This window comes from Rhizobium sp. R86522 (genome assembly GCF_042466255.1).
GTDB lineage: Bacteria > Pseudomonadota > Alphaproteobacteria > Rhizobiales > Rhizobiaceae > Allorhizobium.
Genome location: NZ_JAXHBX010000001.1, coordinates 904,735 through 918,005 on the forward strand (window position 1 = coordinate 904,735; position 13,271 = coordinate 918,005).

The following is a 13,271-nucleotide window of genomic DNA, read 5'->3' on the forward strand; positions in this document are numbered from 1 at the left end:
ACATACGAAACGCCTGTGATGGCAACCTCCTGTTCACTCCTTCCATGCTTGTCTTTTTCCCGCATTGTCTTAAGCCATGAGACGCACTATGTGCGGATAAGCCAAACCAACGAGGACTGTCCCCTGTGATGAACGAAGACGAAGACGACAAGAGCAAGGAACTGCCGATCGGCAAGGAAACGGAAGCGAACCTCTTCAAGTCGCGTTCGATCTTCATCTATGGCGGCATCACCATGGAGCTGGCGCAGAAGGTCTGCACGCAGCTCGTCGCGCTTGCTGCCGCCTCGGATGAAGACATCCGTGTGTTCGTCTGCTCGCCGGGCGGCCATGTCGAAGCCGGTGATGCGATCCACGACATGATTCGCTTCATCAAGCCGAAGGTCTTCATAATCGCGACCGGCTGGGCCGCCTCTGCCGGCTCGCTGATTTTCGTCGCGGTTCCGAAGGAGCGCCGTCTGGCCCTGCCGAACACCCGCTTCCTGATGCACCAGCCGTCTGGCGGCACCCGTGGCATGGCCTCCGACATCGAGATCCAGGCCCGCGAAATCATCAAGATGAATGAACGCCTGATCAAGATCTATGCGAAGGCCACCGGCCAGAGCCAGGAGAAGATCGCCAAGGATATCGACCGCGACTACTGGCTCTCGGCCGAAGACGCTGTCACCTATGGCCTGGTCGGCCGGATCATCGAGAGCCACGCCGACATCGGCTGAGGCGCTTGCCTGAGATTGACGTGAAAAAGCCGCCGGAGCGATCCGGCGGCTTTTTCGTTTTAGGCTTTTCGATCAGATCAGCGGGCAACCGCGGCGATTGGCAAAACGCAGCTGTTCAGGCCCGCGACGGGTAAAGCCACGCACCGTGATGCTGCGATCGGTGACGCGGACCACTTCGGCGCGGCGCAGACCCTCTTCGGCCGCCGCACGCTGGGCTTCACGCGGGCTGCAGCCGCGATTGCGGTCGCGGCGGTCACGCTCGGGTTCGCGCTCGCGAATGATCGGGCGCACACCATCCGGGCCGATGCGCAGTTCAATCCCTTGCGCGGAAGCCGGGGCGGCAAAGGGGGCGGCGAGCGGAAGGCCGGCGAGGGCGAGCGTGGTGACGAGCGCTGCGCGCAGGAACTTGGCGGACATGATGGGGGCTCCTTTGATGTCGTGGCGGAGAAAGTCGCACGGAGCCCGAAAGTTCCTTCGTCTCAGGCGGATGAGCCGGCTTTCAGCGCCACTCGTGCAGCCTGTCAGCCATCAGCGGCCTGGATGTCACCAGCGGCAGGGTGCCCTCTGCGCGCTCGGCATAGCTAAGCGCATCCGCCTCGTCGTTGAAGCCGATGAAGATCATCGACAGCGATTTCGCCTTCGGCGCGCCCTTCTTGCGATAGGAGAATTTCACCGCGCAATGCGGAAAAGCTTCGTCCAGCACCGCACCCTCGGGCAGCGCATCCGACAGCGCCAGATGGGCGCCGAGGCCGAGGAAACGATCGATGGCGGCAAAGGCGGTCGCGTCCGGCAGCTGCTTGTTCTCGGTCGAGCCAGGCGCCCGGCCCCAGAACAGGCTGTCGACCAGCCCCTTCGCCCGCTTCGACTTCACCACCACCAGACCACCGGCCGCGACAAGCTCCAGATGGGCGTCCCAGGTCTGGAAGAGGTCTGGGCTGTGGTGGAGTTCGGTGAGGAGAGGGCGGAGGGCGGCGGTGAGGTCGGTGTGGAGGGCTGGGGGCATCGCGGTCTCGGGGTCAAGTGGGTGGCGTGTGGCGGCCTCGTAGCATGGCGGGGGCGGGGTGGATATGCTCAGTTCGGCTCTGGTGTCAGATCGACACGGCTTTCCTTCCCATCCGGCGTCTTGAGCACGAGTTCGACGCCGCCGCCGATCGAGCGCATGTAGCGGACGACGGAGGAGAGGAGCACGTCGTCGGCGCGTTCGATCTTCGAGACGGTGTTCTGGGTCATGCCGGCGCGGGCTGCGACATCCTGCTGGGTGACCTGCATGGCCTTGCGGACCTCGGCCAGCGCCTTGCCCAGCCGCCGTTCGTTGCGCTTGGCGTCGAGGCGTGCGCGGACGTCGTCCGGCAGTTCGGCGCGCAGTGTTTTCCAGTCAGTGTCCATTGCGTTTCTCCTTCAGCCAGGTTGAAAACCGAGTATCGGCCTTGCGGATCAGGGTCTTGTAAAACAGTACCTGGCTCATACCCTGCTTGTCGCCGCCGCAGAGGATGATGGCGCTCTGGGCTGGATCAAAAGCGAAGGCGAAACGCCAGACCTGTTTGCCGAACCGCACCCGTATTTCCTTCATGTTGGCATGGGTGGAGCCTGCCAGCGTGTCCACTTCGGGCCGACCGAGGAAGGGGCCGTCTTCTTCGAGATGGTCGAGGACCTCGCCGACCAGTTCCTTCAGGCCCATCTCCAGCGCTTTCCATTCGGGGACAAATTCGGGATGAAATTGCACCTTGTATGGCATTGGTTGGTTCCAGAATATATCTTTGAAGATATGGCGTCAATTGCGGCAACACTTGAAACTGCTGCCGTAAAATCCTGACGTTTGGGACACGACCGCTAATTTAGGTTTATGGTTGCGGCTTTTTAGTTTTAGTGCAATAACACAACCTATTCGTGCTTTTTCGGATCATCAAGCCGTTTTTTTTAAAGAACGGGGGCTGTACTGTTCGTACCAAAAAGTCGAGGCGGCAGAGGTCGTTGCGATTACACACGACCGAAGACCTGTTGAGATTATTTGGCTTAGATCACGCTTCAGGAGGAGTTCTAGCGCCCGATCTGGTCAAATAGCTCGGGAATTCTCTGGGGCGGGTGTTCATTCTTGCTGGAAGGTTTCCCGAAAGCTGGATCAATAAGGGAAGGTGTAATGGACCTAATTGAAAGTGCTCGGCAATGGGTGCTCCAAAACCTGCCCTACGATAGCTCCGATGCGGAACTAACGGCGCATCTGAATCAGCTGGATGCTCATGGTTTGTTGGTAGCATTTCATAATTGGAACAGCCGCCTGATCCGACAAACTCCCCGGAAAATTCACCGGTCGTCCACTTTTGAGGCGTCGCCTGTTGATTTCCATTGAGAGCTGACCCGGCGCAGCCAGATATTTCCATTGAGAATTGACCCATGTTTCAACCGTCCCTCGCATGTTTTCAGCGGGGGCTCTGGAGTGATCGACATGGCGTTACTGAGCGTGATCCGGCGCTGGCATTTTCGAGAGCATCTATCGATCCGGGAGATTTGCCGCAGGACCGGCTTGTCCCGGAATACCATCCGCAAATATCTGCGCGCCGACGGCGTGGAGCCAAAGTTCAACGTGCCGGAGAGGCCGAGCAAGCTTGATCCGTTTGCAGATCGGTTATCGGCCTGGCTGAAGACGGAGTCGAAGAAAGGCCGCAAGCAGAAGCGGACGATGAAGCAGCTACACGTTGATCTTGTCAGCCTCGGCTACAAGGGGTCCTACAATCGTGTGGCGGCATTTGCGCGGGAATGGCGCAATGATCGTCAGAGGGAATTGCAGACGACGGGCCGCGGTACATTTGTGCCCCTGACGTTCGAACCAGGCGAGGCCTTCCAGTTCGACTGGTCAGAAGATTGGGCGATCATCGGCAATGAGCGCACCAAGCTGCAGATCGCCCACACGAAGCTGAGCTACTCCAGGGCCTTCATCGTCCGGGCATACCTCCTGCAGACGCATGAGATGCTGTTCGATGCCCATAACCATGCCTTCCGTGTCTTCGGTGGCATTCCTGGTCGCGGCATCTACGACAACATGCGCACGGCGATCGACAAGGTCGGTCGTGGCAAGGAGCGCGACGTCAACGTCCGCTTCATGGCGATGGCCAGCCATTATGTGTTCGAGCCCGAGTTCTGCAATCCGGCTTCCGGCTGGGAGAAGGGACAGGTCGAGAAGAACGTGCAGGATGCGCGTCATCGCTTCTTTCAACCGATCCCGCGCTTTCCATCACTGGGGGCCCTGAACGATTGGCTCGAGGAGCGTTGCAAGGAGTTCTGGGCCAACACACCCCACGGTCAGATGCGTGGCACCATTGCCGACATCTGGGCCGAGGAAGTCCCAGCTCTCATGGCGCTCTCCAGGCCGTTCGACGGGTTCGTCGAATATACGAAGCGGGTCACGCCAACCTGCCTCGTGCATCTGGAGCGCAATCGCTACAGCGTTCCGTCATCCTTCGCCAATCGACCGGTGAGCCTCCGGGTCTATCCGGATCGTGTCGTGGTCGCCGCAGAAGGCCAGATCGTCTGCGAGCACCGCCGCGTCATAGATCGGTCCCATGATCGGCCGGGTCAGACCATCTACGACTGGCGTCACTATCTGGCGGTGGTGCAGCGTAAGCCTGGTGCTCTTCGTAACGGCGCACCGTTCATTGAGCTTCCCGATGCATTCCGGACCTTGCAGCAATACCTGCTCAAGAAGCCGGGGGGCGATCGGGAGATGGTCGATATCCTGGCGCTGGTCCTTCAGCACGACGAGCAGGCAGTCCTGTCTGCCGTCGACATGGCGCTGAAGTCTGGCGTTCCGACCAAGACGCATGTGCTGAACCTGCTGCATCGGCTCGTTGACGGCAAATCCTTCACGCCGCCAACCCTCGATACCCCTCAGGCACTGACGCTCACCAATGAACCCAAGGCTAATGTTGAACGATACGACACCTTGAGAAAGACGGAGGCTCGCCATGCGTCATAATCCAGCAAGCGGCGCGATCGTCATCATGCTGCGGCAGTTGAAGATGCATGGCATGGCCCAGGCCGTCGGGGAACTTACTGAGCAGGGATCACCCGCGTTCGAGGCTGCCCTTCCGATCCTGTCGCAGCTTCTCAAGGCAGAGATGGCGGAGCGCGAGGTTCGATCAACGGCCTATCAGCTCAAGACAGCACGCTTTCCAGCCTACCGTGACCTGAATGGCTTCGACTTTACCAGCAGCGAGATTAACGAGGCGCTCGTGCAACAGCTTCATCGCTGTGACTTCCTCGATGACTCCAACAATATCGTTCTGGTCGGCGGACCTGGCACGGGAAAGACGCACATTGCCACCGCGCTCGGCGTTCAGGCAATTGAACACCACCACAAGCGGGTAAGGTTCTTCTCGACGGTCGAACTGGTCAACGCGCTCGAGCAAGAGAAGGCACAAGGCAAGTCAGGACAGATCGCCAATCGGCTCGTCCACTCTGATCTCGTCATTCTCGACGAGCTGGGATACCTGCCATTCAGTACTTCAGGCGGGGCGCTGCTCTTCCACCTGCTCAGCAGACTTTATGAGCGCACCAGCGTCATCATCACCACCAACCTCAGCTTCAGTGAATGGGCAAGCGTCTTTGGCGACGCAAAGATGACCACCGCGCTGCTCGACAGGCTCACCCACCACTGCCACATCCTCGAAACCGGAAACGACAGCTTCCGCTTCAAGAACAGCTCGGCGCATCAGCCCAAAACATCAAAGGAGAAACGCAGGAACTTGACCCAGACCAACAACACGAACGATACCTAAAGGCGGGTCAATTCTCGGTGGAAACGCCGGGTCAGCTCTCAGTGGAAATCAACAGCGTCGCCGTCTACTTCCAAGTATCCGGGAGCTGTCTCTCGGATCATTGCCGACATCGAGATAGGCAACAATCTGACGAAATACCTGAGTCGTGGGGTCACCCATTCCGCTCAGGTGCCGCAGCAAGGTGGCAAGTTCAGCAAGCGGCGAGACTTGGACCTGTTGCTGACCTGCTGGAATATTCACCACCTGCATCTCGGTGCTGAGATCGAATGCGACGGTTTCGTTAGCCGAACTGATGACCTGCTATTTGCGGTTTTCCGAGATCATGACGCATATCTGGTAGACATCGTTGGACATGGAGGCTGGTACGAGGAGAATTTGCTGCGCGTCCTGATGAACGAACTTCCTGGTTCCAATGTAGTTCAAGAACTCAACAATGTTGCAGGGCAAGCCTACGAACCGGATCAGCTGGATATCAAGAAGTTCCGAAATGCCGGTGTCAACATCGCTCATACAATCGACGGAAAAGTCGTGATTCCTTTGGGTGGCATGACTTTGGCTGGCACCAGTTTATTTGCAACACGGGATGCGGACATGCTGCTAGCGCAACTCGAAGCTTTCGAACTGGAATGGCAGGAAGACCCCGACAAGATCAGGACGCAGTTCGCCAAAAATGGTGTCAAGCTTCCGCCCACGCCTACGTTCGAATTCAGGATATCAGAGTTGGGCCCCGGTGTTGTTGAGTTGGCTACAAATTCGTTTTGTCGCATCAAAGTGTCGTAGTTGTATTGGTGCCTGCCCATAGCCGGATGGATGCGCTATACTCCGGCTTAGCGCTTTCCGCATCATTGGGCCGAAAGACCTCAGCTAAGTCGCTCGCACCATCTCCACCACATCCTCCACCCCCACAACCCGCCCGATCTTCCCGTCCAGATAGCGCAGCGTTACCCGTGCGTGGTCGTCATCATAAGAGCCGATGCACTCCCTCGGCAGCAGAACGCGGTAGTCTCGCTGATAGGCATCGATGGCGGCGGTTCGGATGCAGGCGTGGGTGTTGATACCGCAGAGGACGAGATGATCGACCTTCTGCTCCTGCAGGTGCTGATCGAGCGTGGTGCCGAAGAAGGCGCTGTAGCGCTTCTTGATGATGGTCACGTCGTTTTCAGAGACTTCGAGGTCCGGATGGAGCTGCGCGCCCTCTGTTCCCTCGATCACGCCGGCAATGTTTTTGTCGCGCATTTCCAGAAAGGCATCGCTGAGGTCGGCGCGGAATTCCTGCCGTATCCAGACGATGGGCAGTGTCTCTGCGCGGAAGGTGCGGACGAGGTGGTTTGTGCTGCCGATCAGGGAGGTGACGACGCTGGCATCCAGCGGCGCGAGGAAGTCGTTCTGCAGGTCGATGATCAGAAGGCAGGGTTTCATGTCGCTGATCGTTATGGGCTTGGCACGACAGACATGTGACGGAATGGGTTGCCAAGAGGGAGGTCGTCATGCTCGGCATTGTGCCGAGCATCTGCCGTGGCATCCGCACTCTCGACCGTGCCGTCTGCCGCTGGCGGCAGTAGATCCTCGGGACTTCGCCCTGACATGACGGCGGTGGGCCTTGTGGGCATAAAAAACCCCGCCAGATCGCTCCGGCGGGGTCCGCATTCCCTCAATCCTCAAGCGCTTCCCTGCGCTCTCAGAATTCCACAGCCCGATCGCCGTTCTCGTCCTGAATGCGGGTCGGCAGGCCGATCTTGTTCAGGAGGTTGATGAAGGGCTTCGGCGGCAGTTCTTCGACGTTGGCCATCTTCTTCACGTCCCATTCGCCTGTCGCGACCAGCATCGCGGCTGCGACCGGGGGGACGCCGGCGGTGTAGGAGATGCCCTGGCTGCCCACTTCGTTATAGGCTTCCTTGTGGTCGGCGACGTTGTAGAGGAAGACGGTCTTTTCCTTGCCGTCCTTGAAGCCCTTCACATAGTCGCCGATGCAGGTCTTGCCTTCGTATTCCGGGGCAAGCGAGGAGGGGTCGGGCAGGCAGGCCTTGACGACCTTGAGCGGCACGACTTCGGAACCGTCGGCCAGCTTGACCGGCTGTTCGGAGAGGAGGCCGATCGACTTCAGTACGGTGAAGACGTTGATGTAGTGATCGCCGAAGCCCATCCAGAAGCGCACGTCGGCGCCGTCCATATTCTTGGCCAGCGAATGCACTTCATCATGGCCGCAGAGATAGGCGCGGCGGGTGCCGACGACCGGCAGGTCGTAGTCCTTGCCGATCTCGAACATCTTGTTGACCTTCCATTCGCCACCCTGCCAGGAATAGACGACGCCGGTGAATTCGCGAAAATTGATTTCCGGGTCGAAGTTGGTGGCGAAGTATTTGCCGTGGCTGCCGGCATTGATGTCGACGATGTCGACGTCGGTCACCTTGTCGAGATACTCGTCCTTGGCGAGACGCGCATAGGCGTTGACGACGCCCGGATCGAAGCCGGCGCCGAGGATGGCGGTGATGCCCTTTTCAGCGCATTCTTCCGCACGCTTCCACTCGTAGTTTCCGTACCACGGCGGGGTCTCGCAGATCTTGTTCGGCTCTTCATGGATCGCGGTGTCGATATAGGCCACACCGGTGTCCATGCAGGCGCGCAGCACCGACATGTTGAGGAAGGCGGTGCCGACATTGATGACGATTTGCGCGCCCAGCTTCTTGATCAGGGCCTTGGTGGCTTCGATGTCGAGGGCGTCGAGCGCATGGGCTTCGAGGACGCCCTCCTGCTTCATCGCCTTCTTTTCATGAACCGAAGCGATGATCGCGTCGCACTTCGCCTTGGTGCGCGAAGCGATGTGTATGTCGCCGAGCACGTCGTTGTTTTGCGCACATTTGTGGGCAACCACCTGCGCGACGCCGCCGGCGCCGATGATGAGCACGTTCTTCTTCATAATGGGACCAACTCCTATGTCCAATCGTCAGAACCTGGGCTTGAAGGATTTCAAGACAGGCTTTGTTCGTAGTCCGTGTAGTCGAACTCACGGACCGTCCTGAGGCTGCCATCCAGTTCGCGGATGGCGATTGCCGGCATTTGCACGCCGTTAAACCAGTTTTTCTTGACCATCGTGTAGCCGGCGGTGTCCTGCAGCGAGATGCGGTCGCCGATGTTCAATTCCTGTTCGAAATTGAACTCGCCGAAGATATCGCCAGCAAGGCAGGACTTGCCGCAGACCTGGTACCGGTGCGGTCCCTGGTTAGGGTGGACCTTTGCGCTTTCCCGGTAGATCAGAAGATCGAGGAGATGCGCTTCGATGGATGAATCCACCACGACAAGGTCCTTGCCGTTATAGAGCTTGTCGAGCACGGTGACTTCGAGCGTGGTCGACTTGGTGATCGAGGCTTCGCCGGGCTCCAGATAGACCTGAACCCCGAATTCGCCGGAGAAGCGCTTGAGGCGCTCGGCGAACTTCTCCAGCGGATAGTTCTCGCCGGTGAAATGGATGCCGCCGCCGAGCGAGACCCATTCGGCCTTCTTCAGGAGGGGACCGAACTTCTGTTCGATATCGCCGAGCATCTGATCGAAAAGGTCGAAATCGCCGTTTTCGCAGTTGTTGTGGATCATGAAGCCGGAGATCAGGTCCATGACCGGCTCGACCTTCTTCAAATCCCATTCGCCCAGCCGCGAGAAGGGGCGGGCAGGGTCTGCGAGGTCGAAGGTCGAGGAGGAGACGCCGGGGTTCAGCCGCAGGCCGCGGATGATGCCGGAGGACTGGCTCTCGAAGCGTGTCAGCTGGCCGATCGAGTTGAAGATGATCTTGTCGGCATGGCTGACGACTTCGTCGATCTCGTAATCGGCGTAAGCGACCGAATAGGCGTGGGTTTCCTTGCCGAAGCGCTCATGGCCGAGGCGGACTTCGTTGAGCGACGAGGAGGTCGTGCCGTCCATGTAATCGCGCATGAAATCGAAGACCGACCAGGTGGCGAAGCATTTCAGCGCCAGAAGCGCCTTGGCGCCGGAAAGTTCGCGCAAGGTCGCGATCTTTTCCATGTTCTGGAGCAGCTTGGACTTGTCGATCAGGTAATAAGGAGTCTGGATCAAGGCTCTATCCTTCGTGAACCCAGCCATATCTGGCGGAAGTGAACGGGACGCCCCGAATGCGTCGGAGGGGTCCCATAGGCAAAAGGGGGTCAAAAGGCAAGCATATGCTCAAGGGAATCTCCCCCGTTCCTCCTGTTTGCCTTGACATGGTGAAACGGCGATGACGATCAACCCGGCCGTTTCACAAGGCCGTCTTGCGTGGACGGGAATGCAGCCATGCGTGAGGCGGCGGGCTTCGTTCAGCAATCGGCAAGCTTTGCGTTGCTAAGCCAGGTTGTATCGGTTCTGCCTGGACGCCTCATGCAACTCGACCTCGCCACCATCCTGATCCTGCATCCGCTGTCGCTGACGGTCGGCGCGCTGTGTTTCCTCTATCTGCGCTTTGGCTCGCGGCGCGGCCATGGGCTCGGCAAGATGGCCGTCGCGTCCCTCGTGCTTGCTGTCGCCTCGGTACTGGCGGGCGCCTCCGAGCAGGGCTTCGTCGCTTACGAGACTTGGACCTATCTCACGACGATCGTCACCCCCGTTGCCTATGTTCTGATGCTTGTGGGGCTGAGCGACGTGATCACGGAAGACCGTGCGGGCAGGCTCTGGTGGGCGCTGCTCGTGCCTGCTGGCATCGCGGTCGCTGCCCTCGTGACCGCGTTTCCGCTGGAAAGGTTCTACCGCGGCGCAGTTTTCCTCACCTGCATGGGCGGCTTTTCGGCCGCCTCCGCTGCACTGGTGATGTGGGATCCGAAAAGGCAGAGGCTGACGAGCCGTTTCGGGCTTGCGGCAGCCTTCGGCGCCAAGGCCGTCACCGCTGCCGTAACCTTCGTGGCGCTCGTCGTGCCTGATAGCGTCCAGATGACGCCGGCGGCGGCATTTCTCGTGCTGATCCTCGCCCAGTTTGCCATCGCCATGTTTGTGCTGATTCTGGTGCAGGAGCGGGCAGAACAGAGACTGATCGCCCTCACCGAAACCGACAGCCTGACGGGCATCCGCAATCGCCACTGGATGATGGACCGTCTGCCGCGCGAGGCGCCGGTCGCCAGTGCCTATGTGATCATCGACATTGACCACTTCAAGCAGGTGAATGATCGTCTTGGTCATCTGGCGGGTGACGAGGTGCTGACATCGGTGGCGCAGGCGATGACACGACAGCTGGGGCGCAATGCCATCCTGGCGCGTATGGGGGGCGAGGAGTTCGGCCTCTATCTGCCGGCTGCCAACGAGGCTGATGCCATGCAGACGGCGCAGCAGTTGTGCGCCTCGATCGCCGCGCTGACCATTTTCCACGAGGGGACGAAGATTGCGGTGACCATGAGTGCCGGCGTGGCTGTGGCGCCAACGGCAATGTCGATCATGCAGCTCATCGGCCGCGCCGACGAGGCGCTTTACGCCGCCAAACGCGGCGGCCGCAATCGGGTCATTCTGGCGCGATTCGAGACCGCGGCACATGATATGCGCCTCCCGGAGGTCGATGTACCACTGGTGGCAAAACCCGTCTGAACCGCGGGAGGGCGAACGCTTTTGCCGTAGCGGCGGCTTGTCACAGCGACTGTAATTTGATTGGCCTTGGATCCATCCAGGTTCGTTTTTTGGCGAGTCCATCATGCTCAAAGACTTTTCTCCCCAGGCGGCCTTCATGGGCGTGCTCGTCGCCTTTGTCGGTTTTGCCAGTTCGTTTGCCGTCGTGCTCCAGGGGCTGAAAGGCGTCGGCGCGACGGATTACGAAGCGGCCTCCGGGCTGATGGCGCTGTCGGTCGCCATGGGGCTCTGCGGGATCGTCTTGAGTGTGTGGACGAAGCTGCCGGTCTCTGTCGCCTGGTCGACGCCGGGTGCTGCGCTGATGGTGACGGCGGGGATTCCGGTCGGCGGGTTTCCTGCGGCGGTCGGGGCGTTTCTGGTCTGTGCGGCGCTGATCGTGCTCGCCGGCCTCATCCGGCCCTTCGGGCGGGCGGTTGCCGCCATTCCGGCGCCGATTGCCAATGCCATGCTGGCGGGTGTCATTCTGAATTTGTGCTTCGCGCCGTTCAAGGCGGTCGCCTTCGATCCTTTGCTCGGTCTGCCGATCCTCGTGGTCTGGGCGGTGGTCGCGGCCTTCAAGCGGCTTTACGCGGTGCCGGCTGCGCTTTTGACCTTTGTTGTTGTCATCGTCTTCGGCGTAGACTTGCCGGAGGGGGCAATGGCCAGCTGGGCGGCATCGCTTGCGCCGCCGGTGGAGTTCGTGTCGCCGGTCTTCACGCTGCCGGCGCTGGTGTCGATCGCACTGCCGCTGTTCATCGTCACCATGGCCTCGCAGAACATTCCTGGTATCGCGATCCTCAAGGTCAACAAATATGACCCGCAACCGGGGCCGATGTTTGCCGTGACCGGTCTTTTTTCGGCACTCGCGGCACCTCTCGGCGGCCATGCAGTGAACCTTGCGGCAATTACAGCGGCAATGTGTGCAGGCGAGGACGCGCACCAGGACCCGAAGCGGCGCTACTGGGCGGCGATCATTGCTGGGATCGGCTATGTGCTGCTCGGGCTGGCAGCCGGTGCCGTCACCGGCTTCGTGTCGCTGGCGCCCCCGATCCTCATCCAGTCGGTTGCGGGACTGGCGCTGATCGGGGCCTTTTCGGGGTCATCGGTTGCGGCGTTCCAGGTGCCGGAGACGCGGGAGGCGGCAGCGGTGACGTTTCTTGTCACGGCATCGGGGATTTCCATCCTCGGGATTTCGGGGGCGTTTTGGGGGCTGATCGCCGGGGTGGCGATGCTGGGGCTGGTCAAGCTGGCGAGAAACCGCACGTGAGACGGCTGCGCATCAAAGCCATCATCTTTGTGCTCTTTGCCGGTTTCTTCGGCTATGTCTTCTACACGCGCTACTGGATCTGGCGGGACTGCATCGCGGCTTCGCAATCGAGTTGTGTCACGCCCGATGGCAGCAATGTTACCGATGGCGGGATGGTCTGGGGCGTGATCGCGCTCGCCTTCCTGGCTGCGGCCGTCATTGCCCAATTCGGGCGGCGGTGATCTGGGTGTGCCGGATCTGGTGCAGTCGTAAGGGTTGCGCTAGGTTTTGCGCATGGAGTTCGAATTCGATCCGGTCAAAAGCGAGGCGAACAAGGCGAAGCACGGAATCGATTTCGTGGCGGCGCAGGAGTTGCGGTATGATCCTTAGATTTGAATGCTGGGTATGCTGCCGAACCAAGGCGGATCCGAATAGGCCTGATCTTTGGTCTCTTGTGGGCAGGTATCTACGTTCTGCGTGACGAGCGCGTTCGGATCATTTCCGTTCGCCGGGCAAGAATTCAGGAAAGGCGTTTCTATGAAGACAATCAGCGCTGAAGAGCTGGATCGCCTGTTCGATGAGGGCGAAGAAGATGTGCTGCAGTACTTCAACCTGACCACGGCCAGACGTCCCAATCTCGAACCGGTTGAGCTGACCGTGACGGTCATGTTGGGAACGAAGCTTAGGCTGGAGCGTCAAGCAAAGGAACTCGGCGTATCCGTTGACTCCTTGCTTGAAGACTGGCTGCGCGAAAAGCTGGACGAGGCAAGTCCATCCGCCGCCGAATAACACCCTTGCGCGATTCAATTCATCGCGTTATTCCTGACCCCATGAAGATCAACGGCACGACCATTGCTGCGACTGAAATGACGGCCCGCACTGCGGCCCGCTTCGTCGCGTCGGTGCCAAACTCGCTTCTTCTTCTCGGCCTTATCCGCGGTTGCCGGGTCCATTGAGGAGCGCCCG

At 59.7% G+C, this 13,271-nt stretch carries 15 protein-coding genes; 8 read left to right on the plus strand and 7 right to left on the minus strand.

The window, feature by feature from the left end:
* Window positions 1–128: 128 nt before the first annotated feature.
* Window positions 129–713, plus strand: coding sequence for an ATP-dependent Clp protease proteolytic subunit (locus SJY08_RS04255; protein WP_054151449.1), 585 nt, complete (start codon window positions 129–131; stop codon window positions 711–713).
* Window positions 714–785: 72 nt separating this feature from the next.
* Here the strand turns inward: SJY08_RS04255 and SJY08_RS04260 are convergent, their stop codons facing one another.
* The 4 genes from SJY08_RS04260 to SJY08_RS04275 all read right to left on the minus strand — a co-directional run bounded on the left by SJY08_RS04260 (window position 786) and on the right by SJY08_RS04275 (window position 2,448).
* Window positions 786–1,130, minus strand: coding sequence for a hypothetical protein (locus SJY08_RS04260; RefSeq protein WP_377274803.1), 345 nt, complete (start codon window positions 1,128–1,130; stop codon window positions 786–788).
* Window positions 1,131–1,212: 82 nt separating this feature from the next.
* Window positions 1,213–1,716 (minus strand): hypothetical protein, encoded by a 504-nt coding sequence (locus SJY08_RS04265; protein ID WP_377274804.1) that lies wholly within the window; start codon window positions 1,714–1,716, stop codon window positions 1,213–1,215.
* A 68-nt stretch (window positions 1,717–1,784) separates the two neighbouring features.
* Window positions 1,785–2,099 carry a helix-turn-helix domain-containing protein gene (locus SJY08_RS04270; RefSeq protein ID WP_377274805.1) on the minus strand — a complete coding sequence of 105 codons (315 nt, stop codon included), beginning with the start codon at window positions 2,097–2,099 and terminating at the stop codon, window positions 1,785–1,787.
* On the minus strand, window positions 2,089–2,448 hold the full coding sequence (locus tag SJY08_RS04275) for a type II toxin-antitoxin system RelE/ParE family toxin (protein WP_377274806.1): 360 nt from the start codon (window positions 2,446–2,448) through the stop codon (window positions 2,089–2,091). The genes SJY08_RS04270 and SJY08_RS04275 overlap by 11 nt, the downstream gene beginning before the upstream one ends.
* Before the next feature lie 708 nt (window positions 2,449–3,156).
* Here SJY08_RS04275 and istA point away from each other — a divergent pair.
* The 3 genes from istA (at window position 3,157) to SJY08_RS04290 (ending at window position 6,265) form a co-directional block, all read left to right on the plus strand.
* Window positions 3,157–4,683, plus strand: a complete 1,527-nt coding sequence (istA, locus tag SJY08_RS04280; protein WP_340542099.1) for an IS21 family transposase — start codon at window positions 3,157–3,159, stop codon at window positions 4,681–4,683.
* Window positions 4,673–5,485 carry an IS21-like element helper ATPase IstB gene (gene istB, locus SJY08_RS04285; protein WP_340542100.1) on the plus strand — a complete coding sequence of 271 codons (813 nt, stop codon included), beginning with the start codon at window positions 4,673–4,675 and terminating at the stop codon, window positions 5,483–5,485. The genes istA and istB overlap by 11 nt, the downstream gene beginning before the upstream one ends.
* A gap of 207 nt (window positions 5,486–5,692) precedes the next feature.
* The gene (locus SJY08_RS04290) at window positions 5,693–6,265 is read left to right on the plus strand and encodes a hypothetical protein (RefSeq protein ID WP_377274807.1); all 573 of its coding nucleotides are present in this window, start codon (window positions 5,693–5,695) and stop codon (window positions 6,263–6,265) included.
* An 84-nt stretch (window positions 6,266–6,349) separates the two neighbouring features.
* Here SJY08_RS04290 and SJY08_RS04295 read toward each other — a convergent pair whose 3' ends face one another.
* The 3 genes from SJY08_RS04295 to SJY08_RS04305 all read right to left on the minus strand — a co-directional run bounded on the left by SJY08_RS04295 (window position 6,350) and on the right by SJY08_RS04305 (window position 9,550).
* Window positions 6,350–6,904: a cysteine hydrolase family protein gene (locus tag SJY08_RS04295; protein ID WP_377274808.1), complete on the minus strand. Its 555-nt coding sequence runs from the start codon at window positions 6,902–6,904 to the stop codon at window positions 6,350–6,352.
* Between the two features lie 259 nt (window positions 6,905–7,163).
* On the minus strand, window positions 7,164–8,402 hold the full coding sequence (locus SJY08_RS04300; RefSeq protein ID WP_377274809.1) for a saccharopine dehydrogenase family protein: 1,239 nt from the start codon (window positions 8,400–8,402) through the stop codon (window positions 7,164–7,166).
* 50 nt (window positions 8,403–8,452) lie between these two features.
* Entirely contained in the window at window positions 8,453–9,550 is a 1,098-nt protein-coding gene (locus tag SJY08_RS04305) for a carboxynorspermidine decarboxylase (RefSeq protein WP_153762549.1), read from the minus strand.
* A 216-nt stretch (window positions 9,551–9,766) separates the two neighbouring features.
* Between SJY08_RS04305 and SJY08_RS04310 the strand changes: the two genes are divergently transcribed.
* The 4 genes from SJY08_RS04310 to brnA all read left to right on the plus strand — a co-directional run bounded on the left by SJY08_RS04310 (window position 9,767) and on the right by brnA (window position 13,094).
* A complete protein-coding gene (locus tag SJY08_RS04310) occupies window positions 9,767–11,041 on the plus strand; it encodes a diguanylate cyclase domain-containing protein (protein WP_377274810.1) in 1,275 nt (424 codons plus the stop codon).
* 103 nt (window positions 11,042–11,144) lie between these two features.
* A complete protein-coding gene (locus SJY08_RS04315; protein ID WP_054151457.1) occupies window positions 11,145–12,326 on the plus strand; it encodes a benzoate/H(+) symporter BenE family transporter in 1,182 nt (393 codons plus the stop codon).
* A complete protein-coding gene (locus SJY08_RS04320; RefSeq protein WP_069043662.1) occupies window positions 12,323–12,547 on the plus strand; it encodes a hypothetical protein in 225 nt (74 codons plus the stop codon). Before SJY08_RS04315 ends, SJY08_RS04320 begins: the two co-directional genes overlap by 4 nt.
* Before the next feature lie 295 nt (window positions 12,548–12,842).
* Entirely contained in the window at window positions 12,843–13,094 is a 252-nt protein-coding gene (gene brnA, locus SJY08_RS04325; RefSeq protein ID WP_069043663.1) for a type II toxin-antitoxin system BrnA family antitoxin, read from the plus strand.
* Window positions 13,095–13,271 lie beyond the last annotated feature (177 nt).